The sequence below is a fragment of the Caballeronia udeis genome (assembly GCF_001544555.2).
Taxonomy (GTDB): domain Bacteria; phylum Pseudomonadota; class Gammaproteobacteria; order Burkholderiales; family Burkholderiaceae; genus Caballeronia; species Caballeronia udeis.
Window position 1 is genome coordinate 53,316 of record NZ_FCOK02000044.1, and the last position, 25,347, is coordinate 78,662.

27 protein-coding genes are annotated in these 25,347 nt (G+C 59.9%); 22 read left to right on the forward strand and 5 right to left on the reverse strand.

The annotated features are described in order from the left end of the window. The first annotated feature begins 153 nt into the window (after nt 1–153). Nucleotides 154–1,362: a zinc metallochaperone GTPase ZigA gene (gene zigA, locus AWB69_RS27000; RefSeq protein ID WP_062089889.1), complete on the forward strand. Its 1,209-nt coding sequence runs from the start codon at nt 154–156 to the stop codon at nt 1,360–1,362. 41 nt (nt 1,363–1,403) lie between these two features. Here zigA and AWB69_RS27005 read toward each other — a convergent pair whose 3' ends face one another. Then, complete coding sequence (locus AWB69_RS27005) at nt 1,404–2,183, reverse strand: DUF1223 domain-containing protein (RefSeq protein WP_062089890.1); 780 nt, start codon at nt 2,181–2,183, stop codon at nt 1,404–1,406. Nucleotides 2,184–2,689: 506 nt separating this feature from the next. Between AWB69_RS27005 and AWB69_RS27010 the strand changes: the two genes are divergently transcribed. Beyond that, nucleotides 2,690–4,282, forward strand: coding sequence for an MFS transporter (locus AWB69_RS27010; protein WP_062089891.1), 1,593 nt, complete (start codon nt 2,690–2,692; stop codon nt 4,280–4,282). A 39-nt stretch (nt 4,283–4,321) separates the two neighbouring features. Here the strand turns inward: AWB69_RS27010 and AWB69_RS27015 are convergent, their stop codons facing one another. The 3 genes from AWB69_RS27015 to AWB69_RS27025 form a co-directional block, all read right to left on the reverse strand. Further along, nucleotides 4,322–4,963 (reverse strand): DUF1109 domain-containing protein, encoded by a 642-nt coding sequence (locus tag AWB69_RS27015; protein ID WP_062089892.1) that lies wholly within the window; start codon nt 4,961–4,963, stop codon nt 4,322–4,324. Continuing rightward, nucleotides 4,960–5,532, reverse strand: coding sequence for a sigma-70 family RNA polymerase sigma factor (locus AWB69_RS27020; protein ID WP_062089893.1), 573 nt, complete (start codon nt 5,530–5,532; stop codon nt 4,960–4,962). Before AWB69_RS27020 ends, AWB69_RS27015 begins: the two co-directional genes overlap by 4 nt. A gap of 382 nt (nt 5,533–5,914) precedes the next feature. Continuing rightward, entirely contained in the window at nt 5,915–6,619 is a 705-nt protein-coding gene (locus tag AWB69_RS27025; RefSeq protein WP_062089894.1) for a glutathione S-transferase family protein, read from the reverse strand. 268 nt (nt 6,620–6,887) lie between these two features. On the opposite strand from AWB69_RS27025, the gene AWB69_RS27030 reads away from it, so the two are divergent. The 14 genes from AWB69_RS27030 to AWB69_RS27100 all read left to right on the forward strand — a co-directional run bounded on the left by AWB69_RS27030 (nt 6,888) and on the right by AWB69_RS27100 (nt 19,092). Further along, the gene (locus AWB69_RS27030) at nt 6,888–7,487 is read left to right on the forward strand and encodes a TetR/AcrR family transcriptional regulator (protein ID WP_062089895.1); all 600 of its coding nucleotides are present in this window, start codon (nt 6,888–6,890) and stop codon (nt 7,485–7,487) included. Nucleotides 7,488–7,839: 352 nt separating this feature from the next. After that, the gene (locus AWB69_RS27035; RefSeq protein WP_062089896.1) at nt 7,840–8,466 is read left to right on the forward strand and encodes a cytochrome b/b6 domain-containing protein; all 627 of its coding nucleotides are present in this window, start codon (nt 7,840–7,842) and stop codon (nt 8,464–8,466) included. A 59-nt stretch (nt 8,467–8,525) separates the two neighbouring features. Then, nucleotides 8,526–9,302, forward strand: a complete 777-nt coding sequence (locus AWB69_RS27040) for a molybdopterin-dependent oxidoreductase (RefSeq protein WP_062089897.1) — start codon at nt 8,526–8,528, stop codon at nt 9,300–9,302. Between the two features lie 89 nt (nt 9,303–9,391). After that, entirely contained in the window at nt 9,392–9,640 is a 249-nt protein-coding gene (locus AWB69_RS27045; RefSeq protein WP_062089898.1) for a pentapeptide MXKDX repeat protein, read from the forward strand. A 361-nt stretch (nt 9,641–10,001) separates the two neighbouring features. After that, nucleotides 10,002–10,565 (forward strand): D-alanyl-D-alanine dipeptidase, encoded by a 564-nt coding sequence (ddpX, locus tag AWB69_RS27055; RefSeq protein ID WP_062089900.1) that lies wholly within the window; start codon nt 10,002–10,004, stop codon nt 10,563–10,565. Nucleotides 10,566–10,620: 55 nt separating this feature from the next. After that, nucleotides 10,621–12,222: an ABC transporter substrate-binding protein gene (locus AWB69_RS27060; RefSeq protein WP_062089901.1), complete on the forward strand. Its 1,602-nt coding sequence runs from the start codon at nt 10,621–10,623 to the stop codon at nt 12,220–12,222. A 32-nt stretch (nt 12,223–12,254) separates the two neighbouring features. Further along, nucleotides 12,255–13,295, forward strand: coding sequence for an ABC transporter permease (locus tag AWB69_RS27065; protein WP_231937244.1), 1,041 nt, complete (start codon nt 12,255–12,257; stop codon nt 13,293–13,295). Nucleotides 13,296–13,346: 51 nt separating this feature from the next. Further along, nucleotides 13,347–14,261 (forward strand): ABC transporter permease, encoded by a 915-nt coding sequence (locus tag AWB69_RS27070; RefSeq protein ID WP_062089903.1) that lies wholly within the window; start codon nt 13,347–13,349, stop codon nt 14,259–14,261. Between the two features lies 1 nt (nt 14,262). After that, on the forward strand, nt 14,263–15,123 hold the full coding sequence (locus AWB69_RS27075) for an ABC transporter ATP-binding protein (RefSeq protein WP_062089904.1): 861 nt from the start codon (nt 14,263–14,265) through the stop codon (nt 15,121–15,123). Next, nucleotides 15,120–15,884 (forward strand): ABC transporter ATP-binding protein, encoded by a 765-nt coding sequence (locus AWB69_RS27080; RefSeq protein WP_062089905.1) that lies wholly within the window; start codon nt 15,120–15,122, stop codon nt 15,882–15,884. Before AWB69_RS27075 ends, AWB69_RS27080 begins: the two co-directional genes overlap by 4 nt. Before the next feature lie 272 nt (nt 15,885–16,156). Continuing rightward, nucleotides 16,157–16,567: a DnaJ family domain-containing protein gene (locus tag AWB69_RS27085; protein ID WP_062089906.1), complete on the forward strand. Its 411-nt coding sequence runs from the start codon at nt 16,157–16,159 to the stop codon at nt 16,565–16,567. Next, entirely contained in the window at nt 16,564–17,130 is a 567-nt protein-coding gene (gene tadA, locus AWB69_RS27090; RefSeq protein WP_062089907.1) for a tRNA adenosine(34) deaminase TadA, read from the forward strand. The genes AWB69_RS27085 and tadA overlap by 4 nt, the downstream gene beginning before the upstream one ends. Beyond that, a complete protein-coding gene (gene ldcA, locus AWB69_RS27095; protein WP_062089908.1) occupies nt 17,127–18,053 on the forward strand; it encodes a muramoyltetrapeptide carboxypeptidase in 927 nt (308 codons plus the stop codon). Before tadA ends, ldcA begins: the two co-directional genes overlap by 4 nt. A gap of 280 nt (nt 18,054–18,333) precedes the next feature. After that, nucleotides 18,334–19,092: a GntR family transcriptional regulator gene (locus AWB69_RS27100; RefSeq protein WP_082913613.1), complete on the forward strand. Its 759-nt coding sequence runs from the start codon at nt 18,334–18,336 to the stop codon at nt 19,090–19,092. A 123-nt stretch (nt 19,093–19,215) separates the two neighbouring features. Here AWB69_RS27100 and AWB69_RS27105 read toward each other — a convergent pair whose 3' ends face one another. Next, nucleotides 19,216–19,416, reverse strand: coding sequence for a hypothetical protein (locus AWB69_RS27105; protein WP_062089909.1), 201 nt, complete (start codon nt 19,414–19,416; stop codon nt 19,216–19,218). 13 nt (nt 19,417–19,429) lie between these two features. On the opposite strand from AWB69_RS27105, the gene AWB69_RS27110 reads away from it, so the two are divergent. The 6 genes from AWB69_RS27110 to AWB69_RS27135 all read left to right on the forward strand — a co-directional run bounded on the left by AWB69_RS27110 (nt 19,430) and on the right by AWB69_RS27135 (nt 25,029). Continuing rightward, nucleotides 19,430–20,929: an NCS1 family nucleobase:cation symporter-1 gene (locus AWB69_RS27110; RefSeq protein WP_062089910.1), complete on the forward strand. Its 1,500-nt coding sequence runs from the start codon at nt 19,430–19,432 to the stop codon at nt 20,927–20,929. A gap of 147 nt (nt 20,930–21,076) precedes the next feature. Further along, complete coding sequence (locus AWB69_RS27115; RefSeq protein ID WP_062089911.1) at nt 21,077–21,820, forward strand: aspartate/glutamate racemase family protein; 744 nt, start codon at nt 21,077–21,079, stop codon at nt 21,818–21,820. Nucleotides 21,821–21,964: 144 nt separating this feature from the next. Next, on the forward strand, nt 21,965–22,915 hold the full coding sequence (gene puuE, locus AWB69_RS27120) for an allantoinase PuuE (protein ID WP_062089912.1): 951 nt from the start codon (nt 21,965–21,967) through the stop codon (nt 22,913–22,915). Next, on the forward strand, nt 22,912–23,430 hold the full coding sequence (gene uraD, locus AWB69_RS27125) for a 2-oxo-4-hydroxy-4-carboxy-5-ureidoimidazoline decarboxylase (protein WP_062089913.1): 519 nt from the start codon (nt 22,912–22,914) through the stop codon (nt 23,428–23,430). Before puuE ends, uraD begins: the two co-directional genes overlap by 4 nt. Before the next feature lie 73 nt (nt 23,431–23,503). Then, complete coding sequence (alc, locus tag AWB69_RS27130) at nt 23,504–24,514, forward strand: allantoicase (RefSeq protein ID WP_062089914.1); 1,011 nt, start codon at nt 23,504–23,506, stop codon at nt 24,512–24,514. 26 nt (nt 24,515–24,540) lie between these two features. Further along, a complete protein-coding gene (locus AWB69_RS27135) occupies nt 24,541–25,029 on the forward strand; it encodes an ureidoglycolate lyase (RefSeq protein ID WP_062089927.1) in 489 nt (162 codons plus the stop codon). Nucleotides 25,030–25,347: the final 318 nt, after the last annotated feature.

A 25,347-nucleotide genomic window follows, 5' to 3' on the forward strand; every position in this document is an offset into this window, starting at 1 on the left:
TAATCGATCCTGGGCAGGCGTTGCGTGTACATATCAAGCCGTGCGGCCAGGGTGGGGCCGTAGAGTGCCAGGCGGATAAAAAGTTCTACCCGTTGCAAATGCAATGTTATAACATTCGTAACCGATTGTGCGAGAACTTTTTGGACGGAAAGAATGAACAAGCTGCCGGTAACAGTTTTGTCGGGCTTCCTCGGAGCCGGAAAGACCACGTTGCTCAACCACATCCTGAATAATCGGGAGGGCAGGCGCGTGGCGGTGATCGTCAACGACATGAGCGAGGTCAATATCGACGCCGCGCTGGTTCGCGATGGCGGCGCGGAACTGGCGCGCACGGACGAAAAGCTGGTCGAGATGAGCAACGGCTGCATTTGCTGCACGCTGCGCGAAGACCTTTTACTCGAGGTGAACCGGCTCGCGAAGGAAGGGCGTTTCGACTATCTCGTGATTGAATCGACCGGGATTTCAGAGCCGCTGCCGGTGGCTGAAACCTTTACGTTTGCCGACGAGCAAGGTCAAAGCCTGTCCGATGTCGCGCGTCTGGACACCATGGTGACGGTGGTGGATACTTTCAATTTCCTTAAGGACTACAGTTCTACGGACAGCCTGCAAACGCGGGGCGAATCGATGGGCGAGGAAGACACGCGCACGGTCGTCGACCTGCTGGTCGAGCAGGTCGAGTTCTGCGACGTGATTGTCCTGAACAAGGTGGACCTAGTTGGCGACGCCGACCGCAGGCGCCTGATGACGATCCTGAAAGGGCTGAATCCACGGGCAAGGATCGAGATCGCGGAGTTCGGGAAGCTCGGACTGGACAAGGTGCTCGATACCCGCTTGTTCGATTTCGAGGAAGCGTCCAAAGCGCCGGGCTGGCTCAAGGAGCTGCGTGGCGAGCACACGCCCGAGACCGAGGAATATGGCATCACGCATTTTGTCTACCGCGCTCGCCGGCCGTTCCATCCCGAGCGTTTCTGGCAACTGATCGCGAGTGACTGGCCGGGCGTGGTGCGTTCGAAAGGTTTCTTCTGGCTTGCCAGCCGGCCGACTTATGTAGGGTCGTGGTCGCAGGCGGGCGGTGTATGCCGGCACGGCGGGATGGGGTTGTGGTGGGCCGCGGTACCGAAAGCCTACTGGCCAGAAGATCCCGAATCGGTTAAATCGATTGATGACGACTGGGACCCTCAAGTCGGGGACGCGCGGCAGGAACTGGTGTTGATCGGCATTGATATGGACGAGATGGCGTTACGCGCGCGCCTGGACGCATGTCTGCTCGACGATGTGGAAATGGCGCAGGGTCCGCAAGCGTGGCAGCGATTCGCGGACCCTTTTCCTGCGTGGGATAACGGCGTTCAGGAAGCAGAATGAACCGCGGCCCGGGTCGCCGTTAGCGTTAAGGTGTTCGAGCATTAGCTGCCGCACGAGGGCAGTTCTGCCACTTGCAGCACTTCCCCCGTCGCTCCGCGCTCGACGAACGCCACCACGCCGTCATGGCCCTCTCCCGACGCGTAGTCGCCGGAGATCAATGCGCGTCCGTCGACTATCCGGACTGGTCCGATCCAGCGACGCACCACGCGGTCGTGATGCAATGTCGCACCGCTGTTTTCGCCGCCTTTCACCGCACTGACGAGCTGGTTTTCATACACGGCGGCGTAGGCAACAGCGTCGTCGGGAAGGTTCTTGCGAGCGGTAAATGCAGCGTCGAATGCGATGTGGCCGGGCGAGGAAGGATGGCTCTCGATGCGGACATCGGCTTGCGGGGTTTCGCTATTCAACTGCTGAATGCGGGACTCGAAACTCTCGTCGTTTGACCAACTGCGCAACTCGCGGCCACCGACGAAAATCTCCGGCGTGTACACCACATGTGCGCCGCCCGTGTAGGTCAGTTGTTGCTGTCGCGTGGTGAACGCGGGTTGCGCAAAGCGATCCTTCCACGCCCAGCTATCCCAGTAGTCCACATGCAGCGCCAGCGGCACGATGGTGGCGGTTTTGCGGGCACGATCGAGTTCGCTTAGCCAGTTATCGGCAGGCGGGCAACTGTTGCAGCCCTCGCTCGTATAGAGTTCGACGAGCGCGGCGCGATGCTCCGGGCTCGATGCACTGCAAGCATTAGCGGAAGCGGCGCTGGCGGTGGCGGCGGAGAAGGACACGAACAGCGCTGCGAGAGACAGGATCGATGAAGCACGCATGACGAACTCCGAAGTGAAAGGAAAGACCCCCTTGACCGGGAAGCGGCCTGACATGACTGCGGTCACGGTCCGTCATCGACAGGGTTGTCGGGCATCTGCATTGATTCGCGGGCCAAGTGAGGCGGGAAAATGGCTGATCAAGAAACCGCGTGGCCTGATAGTTATTTCGGTGATCCGTGAAAACCGGTTACAGGCAGCGTGAAATTGCCCTAACGCATCCGCTTTCGCGTATGCAACGTATATAACGCTGAGACAATAATCCAAGCACCATAAGCCAAGCACCAAGCAGACCGAGCCAGCGCAAGGAAGATGTACCCGTGGTTGGCTCACGCGTGTAACCGCATTGGAGAATCAACCGAACTACTGACATCACGGTTGCTGCCGGTCGTTCGGTGCCGTACGACTTAGCTTGCGCACGCGCGCAGCCTCAGGCACGCTGATCCAGCGTACGCCCACAAGCATCCACCCCATACCGCCGCAGTTCCCGAGCGCATCAGGAGAACGCCATGACCCCGGACATCGCCGTACCTGTTGAAGCCGGGCAGTTGCTGCCGTTCCGCGAGTCGGTGCTGGCGATGCTGGGCGTATCGTTTGTAGCAATGCTGGTCGCTTTGGATCAGACGATTGTGGGGACGGCGCTGCCGCGTATCGTCGCTGATCTCAAGGGGTTCGACCTGTATGCGTGGGTGGCTACGTCGTACATGCTGACATCGGTTATCACGATCCCGATCTTCGGGCGCTTAGGCGACTTGTTCGGCCGCAAGCCGTTTTTAATGGCGGCGATCATTCTCTTCACCATCGCGTCGGTCATGTGCGGCATGGCGGCCAACATGCTGCTCCTTGTGATCGCGCGCGGCTTGCAAGGGATCGGAGGCGGCATTCTCGTGGGCACGATGTTCGCCACCGTCGCGGATCTTTTTCCCGATCCGAAGCTTCGCCTGCGCTGGCTGGTGTTTGTCAGTTCGGCATTTGCTTTGGCCAATATCGTTGGCCCGACACTAGGCGGCGTGCTGACCCAGTACGGCGGATGGCGGCTCGTGTTTTTCGTCAATCTGCCTGTGGGCATTGTCTCGTTGTTGTTCGTGCGCGCTTTCCTGCCGCATCTTCGCCGGCCGCGTTCAGCCGCCCCCGTGAAACTGGACTGGGTTGGCGCGATCGTGCTGGCGTCCGAATTCGGTGCGCTGCAACTGCTGATCGAATGGGTCCCGAATGAGGGCATCACGCCCGTGACCTGTGCGCTGGGTCTGCTCACCTTGACCGGCGCAGCGGTGCTGCTGTTCTGGGAAAAGCGCATGGCTTATCCGATCATTCCCATCGACATGCTCATGGACCGAAAGCTGGCGGCGTTGTTCGCGATGGCCGTACTCGGTGGGTTCTCGCTCTTCTCGCTGGTCTTCTACGTGCCCTTGCTGTTTCAAGGCGGCTTTGCGATGTCGCCGCATGACTCAGGCATGCTGATCACGCCGCTGTTGCTGGGTACGACTGTGGGCAGTGTGGTGAATAACCGGGTCGTCACGCGCATCAGGCATGCGAACGGTGTGATGTATATCGGCTTCGCGCTGTTCGCTTGCGCCGCGCTTTGTCTTGTCGCGATCACGGGGGCTGTGCCTCACCTTGTGTGGATGGCATGCATGGGATTCAGCGGCATCGGCCTGGGTCTGGTCGTGTCGAACCTCACGCTCTTTTCGCAGCAACTTGTTGCCCGCGATCATCTTGGTGCTGCTACGGCACTGCTTCAATCGCTGCGGATGTTTGGCGGCATGCTTGGCACGGCAATGACGGGCGCGCTGCTCGGGCGCCTCTATACGAGTGGCGTGCATCGGTCGCTGGATACCTATCAGGCGACGCAATGGTTCAAGTCATTCGCGAGTCCCGAGCTGCTGATCGATCGTGCGGAACAGGCGGCGCTGATTGGCCGGCTGATCATGGCGGGTCATGCCGGCGACGCGATGATGCAGTCAGCGCGCGGTGCGTTGATTGAATCGATACACGTGGGACTCGGGCTGGCGGCCGCGGCGGCGATCGTGGGGCTTTGTCTTGCGTGGTTCGTGCCGCCGGTGCGGATTGATCGGCTGGATACGGGGACACGTACGCGTTAAAAGCTAACAGCGATAGCTTCGATTTCGTCGCAATGCCACTTACCAGCGCAAGAACCGCGGCCCGAGCACTGCACCGATCAGTGTGGCCAGCGCCATCCCCAGCACATACCAGACGGCCCAGAACGCGACGCTCATTTCCGGGCAGTGGAAGCAATAGGCCATCGTCGCGATAGCCCCCGCGAGCATGCCACCCGCTGCCCCGGCCAACCCTGGCCGGGTTGGCGCAAGCCCTCGGATTGCCCAGAACACCGCGACAAACGCAGGCACCGACAACAGCAGGATATTGAACGGACAGGTACGCCACGTGTAGCCCATGACAAGCGGCACGCGTGCGTCGGGCGAGGCTAGAAACAAGACCGCTGCCGCCGCGCCCCACACAACGAGCACCGGCACCGCGGGCAGTGCCCACAACTTGCCCGTGGTCGTCCCGGGCCGCGCCAGCCTCAGCGCCAGGAACAATGCGGCTGCGGCAAGCGTTGTGGGGAACGCAAACTTGGCCCAAAAAATAGGCGTGCGCGACACCACGGCAATGTCCGGCCGCACGCCGAAAATCACCGCCATCAGCACCAGCGCGCCAAGCGCGCCCAATCCGATTGCCCGCCCGAAGCGGCGCGCGGACACACGTGGGTCGACCGGCGTGACGCCAGTCGATAGAAGCGAAATCAGGTCCTCGGTTTTCATGCGGCGCCTCGAATCTTTGCTGCCAGTGCTTTCAGTCCACGGTGAATGCCGACCTTGACCGCCGACTCCGACATCCCCGTGAGCGCTGCGGTTTCGGTCACGGAGAGCCCCTGTAGCTTCACGTGAACGATCGGCAGCCGGTGACGGTCCGGCAATTGTTCGAGCAACTTGCCGACATCGCGTTTGGCATCGGCGGGTTCTTCGTCCGAGGTCGCGAAAATCTCGAGCGCGTCGTCCAGCGGATCGTTCAATGCTTCACGCCGCGATCTTGCGCGGAAAAAATCCATCAGCTTATAACGTGCGATCCCATGCACCCAGGCGGTCAACGGCTCGTCCGGGCGATAGGTGTGGCGGCTGTTGTGCACGGCCAGCAAGATTTCCTGCACGACATCTTCTATGTCGTCCTGCAGGTAATAGATGCGCTTTCTCAGGAAGCCGCGCAGATGTCCGGTCAAGTCGTCGAGGAACGACCGGTAGGCGACGGCGTCGCCATTCAGGCCGCGGATGAACAGCGCCCTCAACCGTTCTTCGACACCAGGCACAGAGCCACTTTGTATTATTCGCTTCATCGCGGAATCGGGTTACAGCGGGCTTCAAATAAATTGCGTCGGTTGTGCCGACGGATGTCGGTGTTCCCGACCGCGGGAATGAACACGGTTGTGGCGGCCATGCTACTGCAGGTATTTCGTGGCGCGGCACCGCGGCGTCCTGCGGCGCGCGGCCCGTCGCTCCAGGCTCTGACGCCGGAGATTACCGCGATTTTAATGTCGTGATCCGTTTTAGCCACACCGTAAGGTAACGCTTCGCGGCGGCTGCGGGTCCGGCTACAGGTCCGGCATGCAGGTCCGGCGCGAGTGAGCTTGCCACGGGGCGAACGGATTGTGCCGGATAGGCATGCTGCTGTCGACCGCACGCCGAAGACGCACCCTTCGGTCCAGCGCAGGCCTTGGCTCAGCGCGTGGTCTCCGGATAATTCGACGGGAACAATGCGCGCCGGGTCTCTTCGTCCACCTCGCGCTTGAACGTAAGGTCGCGGCCTACCGCTCGCGCGCGCGCAACGGCGGGGCGTGCGCTGATGGCATCGAAGAAATGGCTCAGATTCGGGAATGCGGCAAGCGGCTCGTCGGTGGCCAACACCCGCGACGCGCGGTCGAGCCATCCCCAGGCGGACATATCGACGATCGAATACTCGTCTCCGACGATGTACTCGCGCCCTGCCAAGTGCTCGTCAAGCACGCGATAGTGCCGCTCGATCTCCCGCCGATACCGGTTGATCGCGTACGGAATCTTCTCGGGCGCGGCGTGCTGGAAGTGCACCGCCTGGCCCGAAAAGGGGCCGAGTCCGGAGCTGATGAAGAACAGCCATGAGAGCAATTCGGGCCGGTCCGTGGGTTTACCCGCGAAACGCCGGGTCTTGTCGGCGAGGTACAGCAGGATGGCGCTGGAATCGAACACCCGAGCCTCGGTTCCACCAGGACCGTCCGTATCGACAATGGCGGGCACCTTGCCGTTCGGATTGATGCTCCTGAAAGCCGGCAGATGCTGTTCGCCCTTGCTGGTGTCGACGGGAAACACTTCGTAGTCGAGTCCCGCCTCTTCGAGAAAGAGTGCGACCTTGGCGGGGTTCGGTGTCGGGTGAAAATAGAAACGGATCATGTCGTCTTTGGTAGTAGGAAGGGCTGCTTGCGATACTTCAGCCAGGACAGACGGGGCGTCGTGGCAGAGCACGTCCGCCGTCACGGACAGGCGCAGAACGGCAACGATCCCTGTGGGCGTTCTCGAAATCTATCTGTAAGACTCGCGCAGAGGCGCTGTCTTTACGACCCGATGCGGGTTGTCGCTTGTATTTTAGATCGATCGATTTAGAATATCTTAACGGAAATGGAATGGCAATATCGCCTCGTTCAAGGGAGTAAGGGACTGCATGCCACGGCCAAGAGAGTTCGACAAAGCCGCCGTGCTCGACGCCGCGGTCCTGTGTTTCTGGAACCACGGCTACGAAGCCACCTCGGTTCGTGAGCTCGCGGACAGCATGGGCATCACAGGCGCGAGCCTCTACAACGCGTTCGGTGACAAACGCTCGTTATATGGAAAGGCGCTGGCGCACTATGTGTCGCTAAGCGTGGACGATCGTGTCCGGCGTTTCGAAGGCACGCTGTCGCCGCTTCAATCCATCAAGGCGTTCTTCGATGAAATCGTCCACCGCTCGCTCACTGACAAGGACCGCAAGGGCTGCATGCTGGTGAATTCGGCGCTGGAAATGGCTCCGCATGATCCGGAGTTCCAGCAAGTCGTGGCGGGTGTGCTGGTGAAGCTCGAAGCGTATTTCGGCCGCTGCGTGGCTGCGGGGCAGCAAACCGGTGAGATTACATCCGCGCAGCCTGCTGAAGACTTTGCGCGACTCCTGCTGGCGGTCTTGCTCGGCATTCGGGTGCTGGCACGTAGCCGGCCGGAACCCGCGCTGCTGGAAGGACTATTGCGACCGGTGCTCGCGGTGCTCGATAGCCGCACTTTTGCCGGATGACGGAGCGGCCGCCCTGGCATAGCTCTTCATCGCCTCGCTGACTTTTCCCAAGGGTCACTCATTCGCCGTGCCTGATTACCTGCAGCAGAAATTAGCTCGTCTTAATCCATCTGTCTTCCCCGGCGAACTCACTCACATACGCGCACTGCATAACCGCTTTCGCGCTCTTAAAAAATTTCGTTGGGCGATGTAACCCGCCGGGTATTCCAAGCGAATTAACTAGCAACTAACGACCTGCTTCTGAGCGCCTCATGCAGACGGAGACGGGGCGGTTCAACCACGCTGGTTGCGAAAACATGGCGTTGGCGGCGTTTGCAGTCGCCGCCAACGCGAGCAAGTCATGGAGGCCCAGATGAACGCAACACATGAAGCGAGCCGCGCAAGCAGTCGCTCGCGGACCATCCAGCCTGCATGGGTGCGAATCACGCACTGGCTGAATGCACTCGCGGCGATCCTGATGATGCTGTCGGGATGGCGGATCTATGACGCGTCGCCCGTATTCAAGGGGTTTGTGATTCCGCCGGGCATCACGCTGGGCGGATGGCTTGGCGGCGCGCTGCAGTGGCACTTCGCGGCAATGTGGCTGCTGTTCTTCAACGGTCTCTTTTATCTCGCGATGAACATTGTCACGGGTCGCATCAGCGCCAAGTTTTTCCCGCTTTCGCTGCAAGCAATTTTGCATGATCTGGGCGAAGCGCTTAAGGGGCATTTATCGCATGCCGACCCGAGCAAATACAACGCAGTGCAGAAGTTTGCGTACCTGTTCGTGATGCTCGATATCGCCGTGCTTATCCTGTCCGGCCTTGCGATCTGGAAGTCGGTGCAGTTTCCGCTGCTGCGCGAACTGATGGGCGGTTATGACTTTGCACGGGTTGTGCACTTCTCGGCCATGTCGTTGCTGGCGGCGTTCGTTGTCGTGCACCTGGTGATGGTTTCACTGGTGCCGCGCTCTCTGCTCACCATGATCCGTGGCCGCTGATTCAGCTGTGCGCACATGCCCGGCTAAAAGATAACTTAAGGACTCGAGGAATCTCGATCATGAAACCTGTGAAGCCAAACCGCGTGAGCGTAGACCGCGAGTCGCTGATCATCGACGTTCGCCGCGAACTCGACATGCCGTCCCGCCGCCTGTTCGGCAAGCGCATTGTGACGCTCGGCGGCCTCGCGATGCTGGCCGGTTGCAGTATCTCGGACGACAAATCCGTTGAGACCTTCCTCAGCCGAGTCTCTCGCCTGAATGATACCGTGCAAGGCTGGCTATTCGATCCGAACCGCATGGCGCCGACCTATACCGAAGCGCAGATCACGCGGCCGTTTCCGTTCAATGCGTTCTACGGCATTGACGACGTTCCTGTCGTGGACGGTTCCGACTTCCGCCTGAAAGTAAGCGGGTTGGTGCAGAACACGAAAACGTGGACCTTGCCCGAGCTCTACGCGTTGCCGAAAGCCGAGCAGATCACGCGGCATATCTGCGTGGAAGGGTGGAGTGCAATCGGACGTTGGGGCGGCACGCCGTTCTCGGAGTTCCTGAAGCGGGTGGGGGCGGACACAACGGCGAAATATGTCGGTTTCAAATGCGCGGACGATTACTACGAAAGTATCGACATGCCGACTGCCTTGCATTCGCAGACGCTGTTGACCTTCACCTTCGACGGCCAGCAATTGCCACCCAAATATGGTTATCCCATAAAGTTAAGGATGCCTACTAAATTAGGCTATAAAAATCCGAAGCACATCATGGAGATTTTCGTCACGAACAAATTCCCTGGCGGCTATTGGGTCGATCAGGGCTACAACTGGTTCGGAGGTTCCTGACGTCACGAGAGATCGAGACACGTCGCGGCGCCAGGTACTTCGATTCACCCCGGTACGACCGGATACTTTCACTCCAGCAAGAGGTTGATATGAAACTGTTCATCACCGCAGCACTCGCAGCAACGTTGGCCCTGAGCGGCTCCATGGCATTCGCCCAGGCAAGCGATGCGATGGCCCACGATTCAATGGCGAAGGACACCATGTCCAAGGATGCAATGTCGAAAGACTCAATGTCGAAAGATGCGATGAAGAAGGACGCGATGAAGAAGGATGACAAGATGAAAAAGAACGACGCAATGGGCATGGGCCATCCGGCTTCGGGCGCGATGGCGCAGTAATCCGCGCGGTAGTCTGCGCAGCAATCTGTCCACGCATCGAAAGCGGTTCTACGGGTGTGCTTGAACCGCTTTCGATTGCGCTTTCACCTTCCGTCCATGCTCCCGGCATCGGCGCGATCATCAAGCTCGGGCACGAAGAAACACTGTTCATCCCTCCCGGGATGCCAGTAGCCTGCGGCGCCCAACGTACCACCATTCCCGTCCACGCCTTGTTCGAACCCGCCCCCCGGATTTTTGGCGAGTTTTAATCGAGGATATCGACCAAGTGCGGCATGTCCGCCACATTCGCCCCCAAACCCATCATTTTGATAAACAATAACGGCACCGCACGAACTCGTGAGCCTTGAACCCAACGCCATCAATGCCCGATCACCGTTTGCTAGCCATCACTCCTGAAACCCACCGCGTCGCGATCGACCTGATCTACGCAACCGATCGCAACCTGACAGGCAAGCCGATCTACAAGACGGCACATTGCTTGCTCCTGGCTCCCGCCGAAGCCGCCCTGAAGAAAGCCGTCGAGCTGGCGGCCAACATTGGCATGACGCTGAAAATATTCGACGCCTACCGTCCGCCGCAAGCCCAGCAGGTGCTTTGGGACTTCCTTCCCGACCCGACCTACATAGCCGACCTCAAGCGCGGCTCGAACCATAGCCGGGGCACGGCGATCGACCTGACGCTGGTCGATGCGCAAGGCCTGGACCTCGATATGGGCACGGGTTTCGACGAGATGTCGATCGCCTCCGAACACTTCCATCCCGGTTTGCCGGAGCATGTGCAGCGTAACCGTACGTTGTTGCTCGGCGTGATGCACGGCGCTGGCTTTACTCATATTCCCAGCGAGTGGTGGCACTACGAATTACCCGGCTCGCGCGCACTGGACCTGATCGACAACGCCGACAGCGGCCCCTTGCGCCTTATGTAACCGCAGCCGCACGGAACACGCATGACATCTCATCAACATTCCTCACGGAGCGAGTATGAAACGGGTATTGTGCAACGCGCTGGCAGCCCTCGCGGCAGCGTCAACTCTGATGCTTGCCGGCACGCGAATCACGGAAGCCGCCACGCCGAAAGACATGCTGGTCATGGCCACTTTACTCGACGAATTCACCACGCTCGATCCGGGCGAGATCTACGAACTGGTGCCGCAGGAATACGTCGCCAACACCTATGACCGCCTGATTCGCGTCGATCTGAAAGACCCGGCCCATTTCAATGGCGACGTTGCGCAGTCGTGGGCAGTGAGCGAGGACGGTCTCACATTCACCTTCAAGATTCGTCCCGGCCTCAAGTTCCACTCGGGCAATCCGCTCACCGCCGACGACGTCGCATGGTCGATCCAGCGCACCGCGTTACTCGACAAAGGCGCGGCCGCCGTGCTGGCGGGCATCGGGCTGACGAAGGAAAACGCGCTGCAAAATGTGAAGAAAATCGACGACAGCACGGTTTCGATCACCACCGACCAGAAGTACGCGCCCACGTTCGTGTTGAATGTGCTGGGGTCGTGGCCGGCTTCGGTGCTCGATAGAAAGCTGCTCGAATCGCATGCGAAGGGTAATGATTTCGGCAACGAGTGGCTGAAGACGAACGAGGCGGGATCGGGTGCGTACAAGCTGGTCAAGTGGACCGCGAACGACAGCATCGTGCTGCAGCGCTTCGATGGTTATCGCGTGCCGCTTGCAATGAAACGGATCGTGCTGCGGCATGTGCCGGAAGCATCGAGCCAGCGGCTGATGATCGAGAACGGCGACATCGATATCGCGCGTGACCTGAGTTCCGACGACCTCGCGACGCTGACGAAGAAGGGGACGATCCGGGTGACGTCGGTGCCGCAAGCAACGCTGATGTACCTTGGCCTGAACAACAAGAACCCGAATCTTGCGAAGCCCGACGTGCAGGAAGCCATGAAATGGCTGATCGACTACAACGGCATTCAGCAGAATATCGTGCGGACCACGTACAAGGTGCACGAGACCTTCCTGCCCGAAGGTTTCCTCGGCGCGCTGAACATCAATCCGTACCACCAGGACGTGCCGAAGGCGAAAGCGCTGCTCGCGAAAGCGGGCGTGCCAAACGGCTTCACGGTAAAGATGGATGTGCGCAACGACTCGCCGTACGGCGAGATTGCGCAGGCCGTGCAGGCGAACCTGGCGCAGGGCGGGATCAAGGTCGAACTGATTTCAAGCGATAACAAGCAGACCCTCGGCAAGTATCGAGCGCGTCAGCATGACATCTATATTGGCGAGTGGTCGGCGGATTACATCGACCCGCATAGCAACGCGCAGGGCTTCGCGTGGAATCCGGACAACTCCGACAAATCGGCCTTCAAGATGCTGGCATGGCGCAATGCGTGGGACATTCCCGGGTTGACCAAGGAGACACAGGCGGCGCTGGAGGAATCGTCGACGGCAAAACGCGCGCAACGCTATGAAGCCATGCAGAAAGAGTTTCTGGCGAATTCGCCGTTCGTGATCATGTTCCAGAAGGTCTCGCAAGTCGCGGCCCGGCCGGGCGTGACGGGCCTGGAAGTCGGGCCGATCTTCGACCTGGTGTCATACCGTGACGTGAAGAAACAGTAAGCGTGGCCGCACAACTCTCCGCGTTCCAGCGTCTGCAACGGGTGCTCACCCGCCACGCCGGCGTGCGCCGGACGTGGCTCTTCGTGCGCTGGCTGCTGATGCTAGCCGTCACGTTTACCGGGTTGCTCGGCGTGACGTTTTTCATCGGCAGGAAGATTCCGATCGATCCTTTGCTTGCGATGCTGGGCGAGCGCGCATCGGTGCAAGCGTATGCAGCGGCGCGCGTGGCGCTGGGGCTCGACAAGCCCTTGATCGTCCAATTCCTGATCTATGTGCGCGACGTGCTGCATGGTGACCTTGGCATGTCGCTGCTGACGTCGAACCCTGTGATAGACGACATCAAGCGCGTCTTCCCGGCCACGCTTGAACTCGCCACGCTGTCCACGTTCATTGGCATCGTGATCGGCGTCCCGCTCGGTGTCGCGGCCGCTGTGCGCCACAACCGCTGGATTGATCACGTCGCGCGTTTCATCGGACTGGCGGGAAGTTCGTTGCCGGTGTTCTGGCTCGCGCTGATGGGCTTGCTGCTGTTTTATGCCAAGTTGCATTGGGTATCCGGGCCGGGCCGTATCGACCCGCTGTACGACGGTCTGGTCGACACCCGGACAGGCAGCCTGCTGGTTGATTCCATCCTGGCGGGCGAGTGGGACGTGTTCAGGAATGCGCTCTCTCACATTGTGCTGCCCGCGGCCATTCTCGCGTTCTATTCCATCGCGTACCTGAGCCGCATGACCCGATCGTTCATGCTCGAGCAGTTGAGCCAGGAATACATCGTGACGGCGCGGGCAATGGGCTTGAGCGAACGCCGCGTGATCTGGCGCCATGCGTTTGGCAACATCGCCGTGCCGCTGCTGACTGTCATCGCGCTTGCTTACAGCTATCTGCTGGAAGGTTCCGTGCTGACGGAGATCGTGTTTGCGTGGCCGGGCATAGGCTCCTATCTCACCGGCGCGTTGCTCAACGCCGACATGAATGCGGTGCTGGGCAGCACGCTCGTGATCGGCGCCACGTTCATTACGCTCAACTTGCTGACGGACGCGTTGTATCGGGTGTTCGATCCGCGCGCCCGATGACTGCCAGAGGTTCATGACGTGCGTCCATCCACAGATAATTCCGCCCGCGCAATGAAGCAGCCCCGCAAAGAGTGGCATGCATGGCTTCTCACCGATACCCCCGCGTCGCGCAGGCAGGCCGCGTTGGGATTGGCGTACCGGCGCTGGCGCCGTTTCGCGAGTAATCCGCTGAGCGTGTTCGGGCTCGTGACCCTGATGTTGCTGATCGTATTCGCCGCAATAGGCCCCCTATTGCCGCTGCATGATCCGCTGCGGCAAGTGCTCGGCGACCGGCTGCTGCCCCCTGGTTCTCCGTCGCATTGGTTCGGCACCGATCAACTCGGCCGGGACATTCTCGCGCGGCTAGTGATCGGCTCGCGCCTGACCTTGAGCATCGCGATCCTGGTCGTGGTGCTGGTCGTGCCGGTGGGTTTGCTGATCGGTACAACGGCGGGGTTCTGCGGCGGTTTCGTCGATACCGTCCTGATGCGCCTGACCGATATCGCGCTCGCATTTCCGAAGATCGTGCTGGCGCTCGCGTTTGCGGCGGCGCTCGGGCCCGGCGTGATCAATGCGGTGATCGCGATCTCGATCACCGCGTGGCCACCGTATGCGCGGCTCGCGCGCGCCGAGACGCTGCGGCTCGTGCAGGCCGATTTCATCCACGTGGCGCGCTTGCAAGGGGCGTCGTCCATGCGGATCCTGCTGCGTTATATCGTCCCGCTGTGTTCGTCGTCGGTGATCGTGCGCGCGACGCTCGATATGGCCGGCATCATCCTGACGGTCGCGGGACTCGGTTTTCTCGGACTCGGTGCGCAGCCGCCGAGTCCTGAGTGGGGTTTCATGGTGGCGTCGGGGCGGGGCGTGTTGCTCGACGCGTGGTGGGTGGCCACCATTCCCGGCATTGCCATCCTGCTCGTGAGCCTTGCGTTCAACCTGCTCGGCGATGGCCTGCGCGATGTCTTCGATCCGCGTCAAGGAGGCTGACATGCAAGCCGATACCCTCTGCGAGATCGATAACCTGCGGATTGCATTCGAGGCCCATGACGGCACGCTGACCGAGGCGGTGCGCGGCATTTCCCTGACACTCGCGAGGGGCGAGCGGCTGGGTATTGTCGGCGAGTCGGGGTCGGGAAAATCGCTGACCGGACGGGCATTGCTCGGGCTGCTGCCTTCATCGGCACGCTGGTCGGCCGACACCATGCGGCTTGACAACCACGACCTGCTCGCGATGCGCCCGAAGGAGCGGCGACGCCTTTGCGGCACGCAGATGAGCATGATCCTGCAGGACCCGAAGTACTCGCTGAATCCGGTGATGACGGTTGCGCAACAGATGCGCGAAGCGTTCGGCCGGCAGTCGCCGAAGCTGAACGCGAAAGCCATGCGTGAGCGCATTGTCGCCGCGCTGGAGGCCGTGCATATCCGCGATCCGCAGCGAGTCGCCGACGCCTACCCGCACGAGTTGTCGGGTGGTATGGGGCAGCGTGTGATGATTGCCATGATGGTGTCGTCGGGCCCCCGGTTGCTGATTGCCGATGAGCCGACCAGCGCGCTCGATGTGCTCGTCTCCATGCAGGTGTTGTCGGTGCTCGACGAGATGATCGCCAGGCACAACACCGGGCTGATCTTCATCAGCCACGACTTGCCGCTGGTCATGTCGTTCTGCGACCGCGTGCTGGTGATGGTCGGCGGACGGGTGGTCGAAACGTGCGCGGCGCGCGATCTTGCCCACGCGCAGCATCCGTACACGCGCGGTTTGCTGGCCGCGAGTCCGCCGCTGCGCAACCCGCCGGACGAATTGCCGGTGCTGCAGCGCGATCCCGCGTGGTTCACCGAGGCTGCGCCATGATCGAAGCAAACGGCGTACAGGTGCGCTTTAAAACGAAAACCGGTTTCGCCGATGCGGTTCGCTCGGCGACGTTTCATGTCGACGAAGGCGAGGTGTTCGGACTTGTCGGCGAATCGGGCTCCGGCAAATCCACCGTGCTGCGCGCACTGACCGGGCTTGTACCCATCGCCAACGGGTCAATGCGGATTGGCCGCCATACGCTCGGCAAACACATCGATCGTGCGTTCAGGCGCGAAGTGCAGATGGTGTTCCAGGACCCGTACGGTTCGCTGTATCCCCGTTTCACCGTGGACCAGACGCTGCGGGAGCCGCTCACGATCAACGGCATGGACCGCCACGACGCCCGGATTCTCGACGCATTGCGCGAAGTCGGCCTCGGTCCCGCCTTCCGGTTCCGGTATGCGCATCAGCTGTCGGGCGGGCAGCGCCAGCGCGTGGCAATAGCGCGGGCGTTGATCGTGGAGCCGCGCGTGCTGCTGCTCGACGAGCCGACGTCCGCGCTCGACGTGTCGGTGCAGGCGGAGATCCTGAACCTGCTGCGTCGTTTGCATCGTGAACGCCATCTGACAATGATCCTCGTCAGTCACAACATGGCGGTCGTCGGGTTTCTATGTCAGCGGGTCGCGGTGATGCGTGACGGCGAGATCGTGGAGCAGCTTCCCATTGAAGCCGTCCGTGAGCAAAACGTGGCGCACGAATACACACGAAGTTTGTTGCTCGCCACTGAAGGTTATCGACGCAAGGCGATCGATCCTGCCTAGCGCGGTTGTTTTCCCCCTTGCGGCGCGCTTCTGTCCGGCGCGTTCCGTCCGTGCACGGGCCCCTGATAGAATAGGAGCTTAGGTAGTTGGCATCCCCGAAGCGCGTTGCGCCGGGATCGCTCACCCGGCTTCCCACGCAGCCGGCGGGTCATTGAATGTGGATGACACCGCGAAGCGCAACCCCAAAACGTGACAGTCCGGCATGATCCTGCTGCTCGATAACGTTCTCCGACAAACGTTCGACAGACCGGTTGCCGGCACCTAAAACGCCGATGAAACTGCTAGATGCCCTGGTCGAACAGCGAATTTCGGCCGCTGCCGCGCGCGGTGAGTTCGACAATCTGCCCGGCGCGGGCGAACCCCTCGAGTTCGACGATGACGCGCTGGTCCCCGAAGAAGTCCGTGTTGCCAACCGCATTATGAAAAATGCCGGTTTCGTGCCGCCTGCTGTCGAACATTTGCGCGCGCTTCGCGATCTGCAGTGTGAATCCGGCAGCACCGAAGATCCCGCGACCCGCCGCAAGCTGCAAGCGAAAATGCTGGCGCTCGACATGGCGCTGGAATCCTTGCGCGGCGGCAGCACCGTCATGCCGCTTGAATACCGGCGGCGCATTGCCGAACGTTTGTCCGAGCGTCTCTCGGGGAACGGCGGGAATGCACAAGCCGAGGCCGGCCAAAAGTGACCCTTACACCCGCAACCGATCTCGCGTTGACTGTTGCCGCTGAACGCGACCGCCGTTTCATGGCGCTCGCGCAGGCTGCAGCGGAGCAAGCGCGCACATTGGGCGAGGTGCCGGTCGGCGCGGTGCTGGTGCGTGGCGAGGAAGTCATCGCAACCGGCTTCAATCACCCGATCGGCGCTCATGATCCGTCGGCGCACGCTGAAATGGCCGCGTTGCGCGCGGGGTCGCTGGCGCTTGAAAACTACCGGTTGCCGGGTTGCGAACTCTACGTCACACTCGAACCCTGCATCATGTGCGCGGGCGCGATCATGCACGCGCGGATTGCCCGCGTGGTGTTCGGCGCGCACGATCCGAAGACGGGCGCATGCGGGAGCGTTGTCGATGCATTCGCGATCGGCAATCTGAATCACCACACCAGCGTCACCGGCGGGGTGCTTGGCGACGAATGCGCTAATGCGCTGCGCAGTTTTTTTGCCGAACGCCGGCGCGCCGTGCGTGAGGCGCGGGACGCCCGCAACGCCGGACAACCCGACTCCATCGAACCACTTTCCATTCGCACATGACCCACCAGGCACGTACCATCGATCTCGTCGCACCTTCGGGTTATCCCGACTCTGAAGCGGTTGAACGTGCGGTGGGGCGCCTGCGCGCGCAGGGGCATCGGCTGGAGAATGCGTCGGCGGCGCACCGTCGGTACCAACGTTTTGGCGGCACTGACGGCGAACGTGCGGCGGACCTGAACCGGCTCGCGGATTCAACGCGTCCCCTGCCCGACATCATATTGGCGGTGCGCGGCGGTTACGGCGCTACACGCATTCTGCATGGCCTGGACTACGAGGGCCTGCAGCGCCGCCTGCAAGATCAGCCGATCGCGATTGTCGGCCATAGCGACTTCACCGCGATCCAGTTGGCGCTATACGCGCTTGCCGGTGTCAAGAGCTTTGGCGGCCCGATGCTCACCGCGGATTTCGGCGCGGAAGAACCGAGCGCGTTCACGATGGAGCATTTCTGGAACGCGGTCACGCATCCGTCGTTCAAGGTGACGAGCCACGTGCCGCAGGTCCAGTCTGTCGACGTGACCGGAATTTTGTGGGGAGGCAATCTGGCGATAATGGCGTCGCTGATCGGCACGCGCTACATGCCGCCGGTGGAAGGCGGGATTCTGTTCATCGAAGATGTGAATGAGCATCCTTATCGCGTTGAACGCATGATTTACCAACTGCATCAGTCGGGGATTCTCGCGCGGCAGCAGGCGCTGGTGCTGGGCGAATTCACGGGCGGGAAACTGTCGGAGTACGACAACGGCTATACGTTCGAGACGATGCTCGAACAGGTCAGGTCGGTGATCCGGATCCCGGTTGTGACAGGATTGCAATTCGGGCACGTGCCCGAATTGCTGACGCTGCCGTTCGGCGCAACTGCGCATCTGGTGGCCCGGTCGCACGGATTCGAAATGAAGCTTTCTGATTATCCGTACCTGGCGTAGCACATATCGCGCAAATCGAAGGAGCGTCCGAAAGGGCGCTTTTTTTTGCATGCTGCACCGCTTGGGAGCAAATGCGCACGAATAATGGGAATTTGATTGTCAACAAAAAATCCAGCAAAATATGGTTTTATTCATTTAAATAATTCGCGAAAGTCATTACCAGAAGGGACTTAAGTGAATTGCTCCGACAAGACGCCTATTCATGAAGCAAATTTTTTTCTGAAATTGTTGACAATGTTTATGTCCGTCATAAGATGTATCACATAGAGCGAACACGACCATGTCCGAAGCGAAACTGAAAGATTTGTCGAAAGTAACTGTCATTGGCACTGCGGCTTCGGTCGCCGCCGCGACGGCAGAATCGATTGCGGCGAATATTCGCGACGCCATTCTCGAACACCGTCTCGCTCCGGGAGCCAAGCTGACGGAAGCACAGTTGTGCGAAGTATTCGATGTAAAACGCGGCACCGTGCGCCTGGCGCTGGCGCAACTGGCGAGCGAACGGCTGGTCGACCTCGAACCGAACCGTGGCGCGTTCGTCGCAAGCCCTTCGGTGCAGGAAGTGCACGAAGTGTTCGAAATGCGGCGAATCATTGAAATGGCGGTCGTCGAGCGGATCTGTACCGGGCATGGCACGCGCCGGCTCAAGTCGATCAGCACGACAATAGGACGTGAACGCAAGGCGTACGAGAGCCGCGACTTCTCGTCCTGGATACGGCTGTCCGGCGAGTTCCATAAGGAGCTCGCGCAGCTCACCGGTAATGCCGTGTTGTGCGAATGCTTGTCGGGGCTGGTAGCGCGCTCCACGCTGATATCAGCGTTGTATGAGTCGCTTGGCAAAAGCTCGTGCAGCTTTGAAGATCATGAACATATTCTGGCCGCGCTCGATGCCGGCGACGGGCCCAAGGCCGCCGAACTGATGGCGCGTCACTTGCAGGAAGTCGAACTGAAGATGCTGGACCGGCCCGCACGCGGCGCGGTCGACTTACGCGAAGTCTTTTCGAAGCCGAAGGTAAGCGAGCGCGATAAAAGCGCCTGATTTTCAAACTGACATGCAGCACCACCGCGACCACTCTCCGGGCGCGAAGTAATACCAGCTTTACCCATATCTGAGAGCCGAACGAATTTAATAGCCCGCATTCAATGAATGCGAGGTCTTTCATCATGCCTTTTCCGTGGACGCATGCGTGTTGTTGCGCGTGCCGAGTGGATGAATTGCGTCTGGCCGCGGGTTCGCTCGCGGCTGCCGGACGGTGTAGCCCATACCGACAAGAAAGCGCTGAGCGTTGACCACGCGACGGTGCGTATTGCCATACGAAAGCACTACGAAGTCGACTATTTGCGGTTTGATTGCCGAGTTCATTCAAGGAGAAGTCATGGTTCAGATAAGTGCCACCCCGGGCAGCGGGGAAATCCCATCCTACGACGATTCAAATAGTAATCCTGATCATCCAGCAGGATATAGCGACCGGCTCTATAACGACGACCTTGCGCCGCTCAAACATCAGACGTGGAGTGCGTACAACATCTTTGCGTTCTGGATGTCCGACGTGCATAGCGTGGGTGGTTACGTGTTCGCCGGAAGCTTGTTTGCGCTAGGCCTGACGAGCTGGCAGGTGCTGATTTCATTGCTCGTTGGAATTGGCATTGTGAACCTGTTGTGCAACCTCATAGCTAAGCCGAGCCAACAGGCGGGTGTCCCGTATCCGGTAGCGTGCCGCGTGACCTTTGGGGTGCTGGGGGCCAATCTTCCTGCAGTCATTCGTGGCTTGATCGCCGTGGCATGGTATGGAATCCAGACTTTCCTGGCGTCGAGCGCGCTGGTCATCGTGGTGCTGAAATTTGTGCCGCAATGGATGCCTTATGCCGATGTCCACAGATACGGTTTTGTGGGGTTGTCGGCATTGGGCTGGGCCGGGTTCATGATGTTGTGGGTGTTGCAAGCTGTGGTGTTCTGGCGCGGGATGGAGATGATCAAGAAGTTCATCGACTTCGCGGGTCCTGCAGTCTACGTGGTGATGTTCATCCTGGCCGGTTACATGGTCTGGCGTGCGGGCTGGCGCAACATTGGCCTGAACCTGGGCGGCGTGAAATACCACGGTATGGAAGTAGTGCCGGTCATGATCACGGCCATATCCCTGGTGGTCTCCTACTTCTCCGGACCGATGCTGAATTTTGGCGACTTCTCGCGTTACGGCAAGAGTTTCAAAAGCGTGAAGCGCGGCAACTTCTGGGGCTTGCCGGTCAACTTCCTGGCGTTCTCGCTGGTGACGGTCGTCACGACCGCCGCGACCCTGCCGGTCTTTGGTCAGTTGATTACGGACCCTGTGGAAACGGTGGGCCGAATCGATCAGCCGACGGCGGTGATCCTGGGTGCGTTGACTTTCACGGTAGCGACGATTGGTATCAACATCGTGGCGAATTTCGTGTCGCCAGCTTTCGATTTCTCGAATGTGGCGCCGCGTTTGATCAGTTGGCGGATGGGTGGGATGATGGCCGCGGTGGCATCGATTTTCATAACCCCGTGGAACCTCTTTAACAACCCTGCTGTGATCCACTACACGCTTGACGTACTCGGCAGTTTCATCGGCCCGTTGTATGGCGTGCTCATCGTTGATTTCTATCTGATGAAGCGTGGCAGGATCAAGGTGGAGGAGTTATACACGACATCGGAGACAGGGCGCTACTGGTATAGCAATGGGGTGAACTGGCGCGCAGTGGCCGCATTGTTGCCCGCGGCAGCCATAGCGGTGGCCTGCGTGATGCTGCCGTCCCTTGAAGGCGCCGGCAACTTCTCGTGGTTCATAGGTGCAGGATTGGGCGCGCTGTTCTACAGGATGATCGCGGACAAGAACTCGGTGTCGAATTTTGCGTAAGAGCAAGAACGCGGCAGCAGGTGAGCCATCGCTTCGGAGAATCGCCCAGATGCGATGGCGACTGCAAGCAGTAGTGCGCGGGGAGTTTGAATAAGTAATATGTAATCCGAATCAAATGTCGGTTGCAGGAACTGGAAGGAAAACAAAATGCGCATCAAACTGATCAATCCGAACACGACGGAACGCATGACGTTGGCGATGGATCGTTGCGCCAGGGAAGTAGCGTCAGCAGGAACGGAAATAATTTCCGTCAGCGCCTCGATGGGGCCGCCCTCCATTGAGGGTTACTACGACGAAGCGCTCGCTTCACTGGCCTTATTGCAGGAGATAGAAAAGGGTGAGAAGGAGGGTATGGACGGTTACGTCATAGCCTGCTTTGGCGATCCTGCGTTATATGCCGCCAGGGAATTGTCCAGGGGCCCGGTCATCGGCATAGCGGAAGCGGCAATGCATGCGGCAAGCGTCATAGCGCCGAGTTTCAGTGTAGTGACCACCTTGAAGCGCACCTGCACGATGTCCTGGCACCTGGCGGAGCGCTACGGCATGAAGCGTTTCTGCAAGAACGTCCGTGCTACCGATGTAGCCGTGCTGGACCTGGACATTCCCGGGTCCAGGGCGCGCTCGATCATCATAGAAGAGTGCCGAAAGGCCTTGGCGGAAGACGATGCGGAGTCGATCGTCCTGGGCTGCGCGGGCATGGCGGAGTTTTGCCACGAGATTGAAGACGCGATTGGCGCGCCGGTTATCGAGGGCGTGACGACGGCGGTGAAATGGGCGGAAGCGTTGGTCGCGCTAAGGTTGCGGACGTCGAAACGCGGTGACTACGCCCGCCCGCTGGCGAAGCAGTATGACGGTGCGCTAGCGCCTTATAGTCCAGGCAAACCCCAATAAAACGCCTGGACCATACATCTCGCCTGACCTGCAATATCTGCGTATGAATATGGGCGCGACGATGTGTTTTCGCTAAACTGACCCATCGTCGCGCGGGTCTCCAACCGTGTGCGGCTCCATCGACTTCCACGCACTCATCCAGCCATGTCGAATGAATCGAAGTACCCACGCGACCTGATCGGCTACGGCCGGTACCCCGTGCAGCCGAATTGGCCCGGGGACGCACGCATTGCGGTGCAATTCGTGCTGAATTACGAGGAAGGCGGGGAAAATTGCGTACTTCACGGCGACCCGGCGTCGGAACAGTTCCTGTCGGAAATCGTGGGCGCGGCGGCTTACCCGTCTCGTCACATGAGCATGGAGTCCATCTACGAATACGGTTCACGCGCCGGCGTCTGGCGCATCCTTCGCGAGTTCGAAAAGCGGGACTTGCCGCTGACGGTATTCGGCGTGGGCATGGCGATCGATCGGCATCCGGATCTGGGCCGCGCGTTCGTCGAACTGGGGCATGAGATTGCGTGCCATGGGTACCGGTGGATCCATTACCAGGACATGTCGCCGGAGAAGGAAGCGGAGCACATGCGGCTTGGCATGGAGGCCATTGAACGCGTGACGGGCGTGCGGCCGCTTGGGTGGTACACAGGGCGGGACAGTCCGAACACGCGCCGGCTGGTGGCGGAGCATGGCGGTTTTCTGTACGACTCGGATTATTACGGCGACGACCTGCCGTTCTGGATGGACGTGGAGGTCAGCGGTGGCGCGAAGGCGCCGCAACTGATCGTGCCTTATACGCTCGATACCAACGACATGCGTTTTGCCACGCCGCAAGGTTTCAACACGGCGGAGCAGTTTTTCGTCTACCTGCGCGACGCGTTCGACGTGCTCTACGAAGAAGGCAGCGAAGCGCCGAAGATGTTGTCCATCGGCATGCATTGCAGGTTGCTGGGTCGGCCGGGACGCTTCCGTGCGCTGCAGCGTTTCCTCGATCACATCGAGCAATATGATCGCGTGTGGGTAACACGGCGGGTGGATATTGCGCGGCACTGGCGCGAGCATCATCCGTATCAAGGCACAGCGGGAGTGAGCGCGTCATGAGCATCGTGCGGATCACGTTGGACCAGCTCAATGCGCTGCCTGCCGGCGCGTTTATCAGTACGCTTTCGGGTATCTTCGAACACTCGCCGTGGGTGGCGGAAGCGGCGCTTTGGAAGCGGCCGTTTACGAGCGTTGATCAGCTTCACGACGTCATGATGACGATCGTCGACCAGGCGGGCAACACGCGGCAGCTTGCTTTGATCAACGCCCACCCCGAGCTTGCCGGCAAGGCTGCGGTGCGTGGCGAACTCACGGACGAGTCCACACGCGAACAAAGCGGCGCGGGTCTGAATCTCTGCACTCAGGAGGAGTTCGACAGGTTGCAGGTGCTTAACGCCGCATACCGCGAGAAGTTTGGATTTCCCTTCATTCTGGCTGTGCGCGGATTTGATCGCCACGGCATTATCGCGAACTTCGAGGCGCGCCTGCATCATGGCCGCGACATCGAGTTACGTGAAAGTCTTCAGCAGATTTACCGGATAGCGCGCTTCAGGCTCGACGAGTTGCTTGGTTAATCAACGCTGAACGGTTGAATGTTCGAACCCTTGAATGCAGCGCGTCACCTTCAAAACCTTATAAGGAAACATCATGGCCGCCCCTATACTCGATGCAAACGCGCCCGAATTCACGCGCCGTTATGTGAATCTCGCGGACCCGCGGTTGGGTGCGCAGGCGCTTGAAGCGAGCGACGAATTCTTCGCACCGAAAGAGCGGATGCTCAACCCGGAGCCGGCGGTGTTTATCGTGGGCAAATACGACGATAACGGCAAGTGGATGGATGGCTGGGAAACGCGTCGCAAGCGGGTGAGCGGGTTCGACTGGTGTGTGGTGAAACTGGCGCGTCCGGGAGTGATCAAGGGTATTGATATCGATACTAGCCACTTCACAGGCAACTTTCCGCCGGCCGCATCCATCGAGGGTGCGCACGTGGCGAACGGCGCGCCGACCCAAGCGACGCAATGGACAGAAGTCGTGCCGTCCATGACGTTGCAGGGGAATACGCATCATTACGTGGACATCGCCAGCGAGCAGCCATTCACGCATCTGCGTGTGAACATTTACCCGGATGGCGGAATTGCGCGGTTGCGTGTGTATGGACAGCCGCAGCTTGACTGGAGCAGCGCTAGCCGCACCGAGCTATTCGATCTCGCGGCAATGGAAAATGGCGCGTACATTGTTGGCGCGAACAACCAGCATTTCGGACCGGCTTCGACCTTGCTGATGCCTGGACGCGGCGCAAATATGGGCGATGGCTGGGAGACGCGTCGTCGTCGTGAGCCGGGTAACGACTGGTGCATCGTGGCGCTTGCTCAGCCGGGCGTGATCAAGAAAATTGAAGTGGATACGGCGCATTTCAAGGGCAATTATCCGGACCGGTGTTCGTTGCAGGGCGCGTATGTGAAGGGTGGAACGGACAGTTCGCTTGTCACGCAGGCCATGTTCTGGCCGGTCTTGCTTGGCGAGCAGAAGTTGCAGATGGACAAACAGCATGTGTTCGAGTCGGAGTTGGCCGCGTTGGGTCCCGTTACGCATGTGCGGTTCAACATTTATCCGGACGGTGGTGTATCTCGGTTGCGCTTGTTCGGCACGCTTGTCTGATGCGCTTGCATGACATGGGTTTTACGATGAAAAAACTGGTGATTGAACCCTTGACCCGGGCAGCGTTTGAACCGTTCGGCGATGTCATCGAGCTTGAGGGGGCGAAGCAGATTCCGATTAATCTCGGGACGACGATTCGTTTCCACGATCTCGCCCGGATTGATGTGGAAGATGAGGGTGGGCGGGCGCTTGTGAATCTGTTTCGCGGGCAACCGCGAGTGTTGCCGTTTGAGGTTTCGATGCTCGAGCGGCATCCGTTGGGGAGTCAGGCGTTTTTGCCGCTCAACGATCGGCCGTATCTTATTGTTGTTGCGCCGGCCGGGGAGCTCGATGAATCTGCTATTCGCGGGTTCGTTACTCGCGGATGGCAGGGGGTGAATTATGCCAAGGGCGTCTGGCATCATCCGTTGATTGCACTTGGCGAAGTGAGCGACTTTATTGTTGTGGATCGTGGTGGGGATGGTTGTAATCTCAACGAGGTTCAGCTTGATGAGTCGGTTTGGTTAATGGACTGAATTTTCGCTCGCGCTCGGGGATGGGTTCTGGCTTGGCGGTCGGTCGGGGTTGAGGCCGGGTTCCAGGTGGTTTCGCGGGTTAGTGGTCGGAGTCAGTGCCGGGTTGGTGCTTTCGGCGTTAGTGGTCTGCCTGAGTTACACGCTACCCTAAGTGTCCACAGCGTGCAGTTTTTATTCATGGGTGCCCCAAAAGCATGGTGCTCGCCAGAGCCACGGATGTGTGAAACCCTCCTTCTCCGAACACGGGGGTGTCCCGGATTTTGTGTAAACGGGTTTTGGTTTAACCCGGCGACATCCGGTCTTCGAACTGGATAGCGA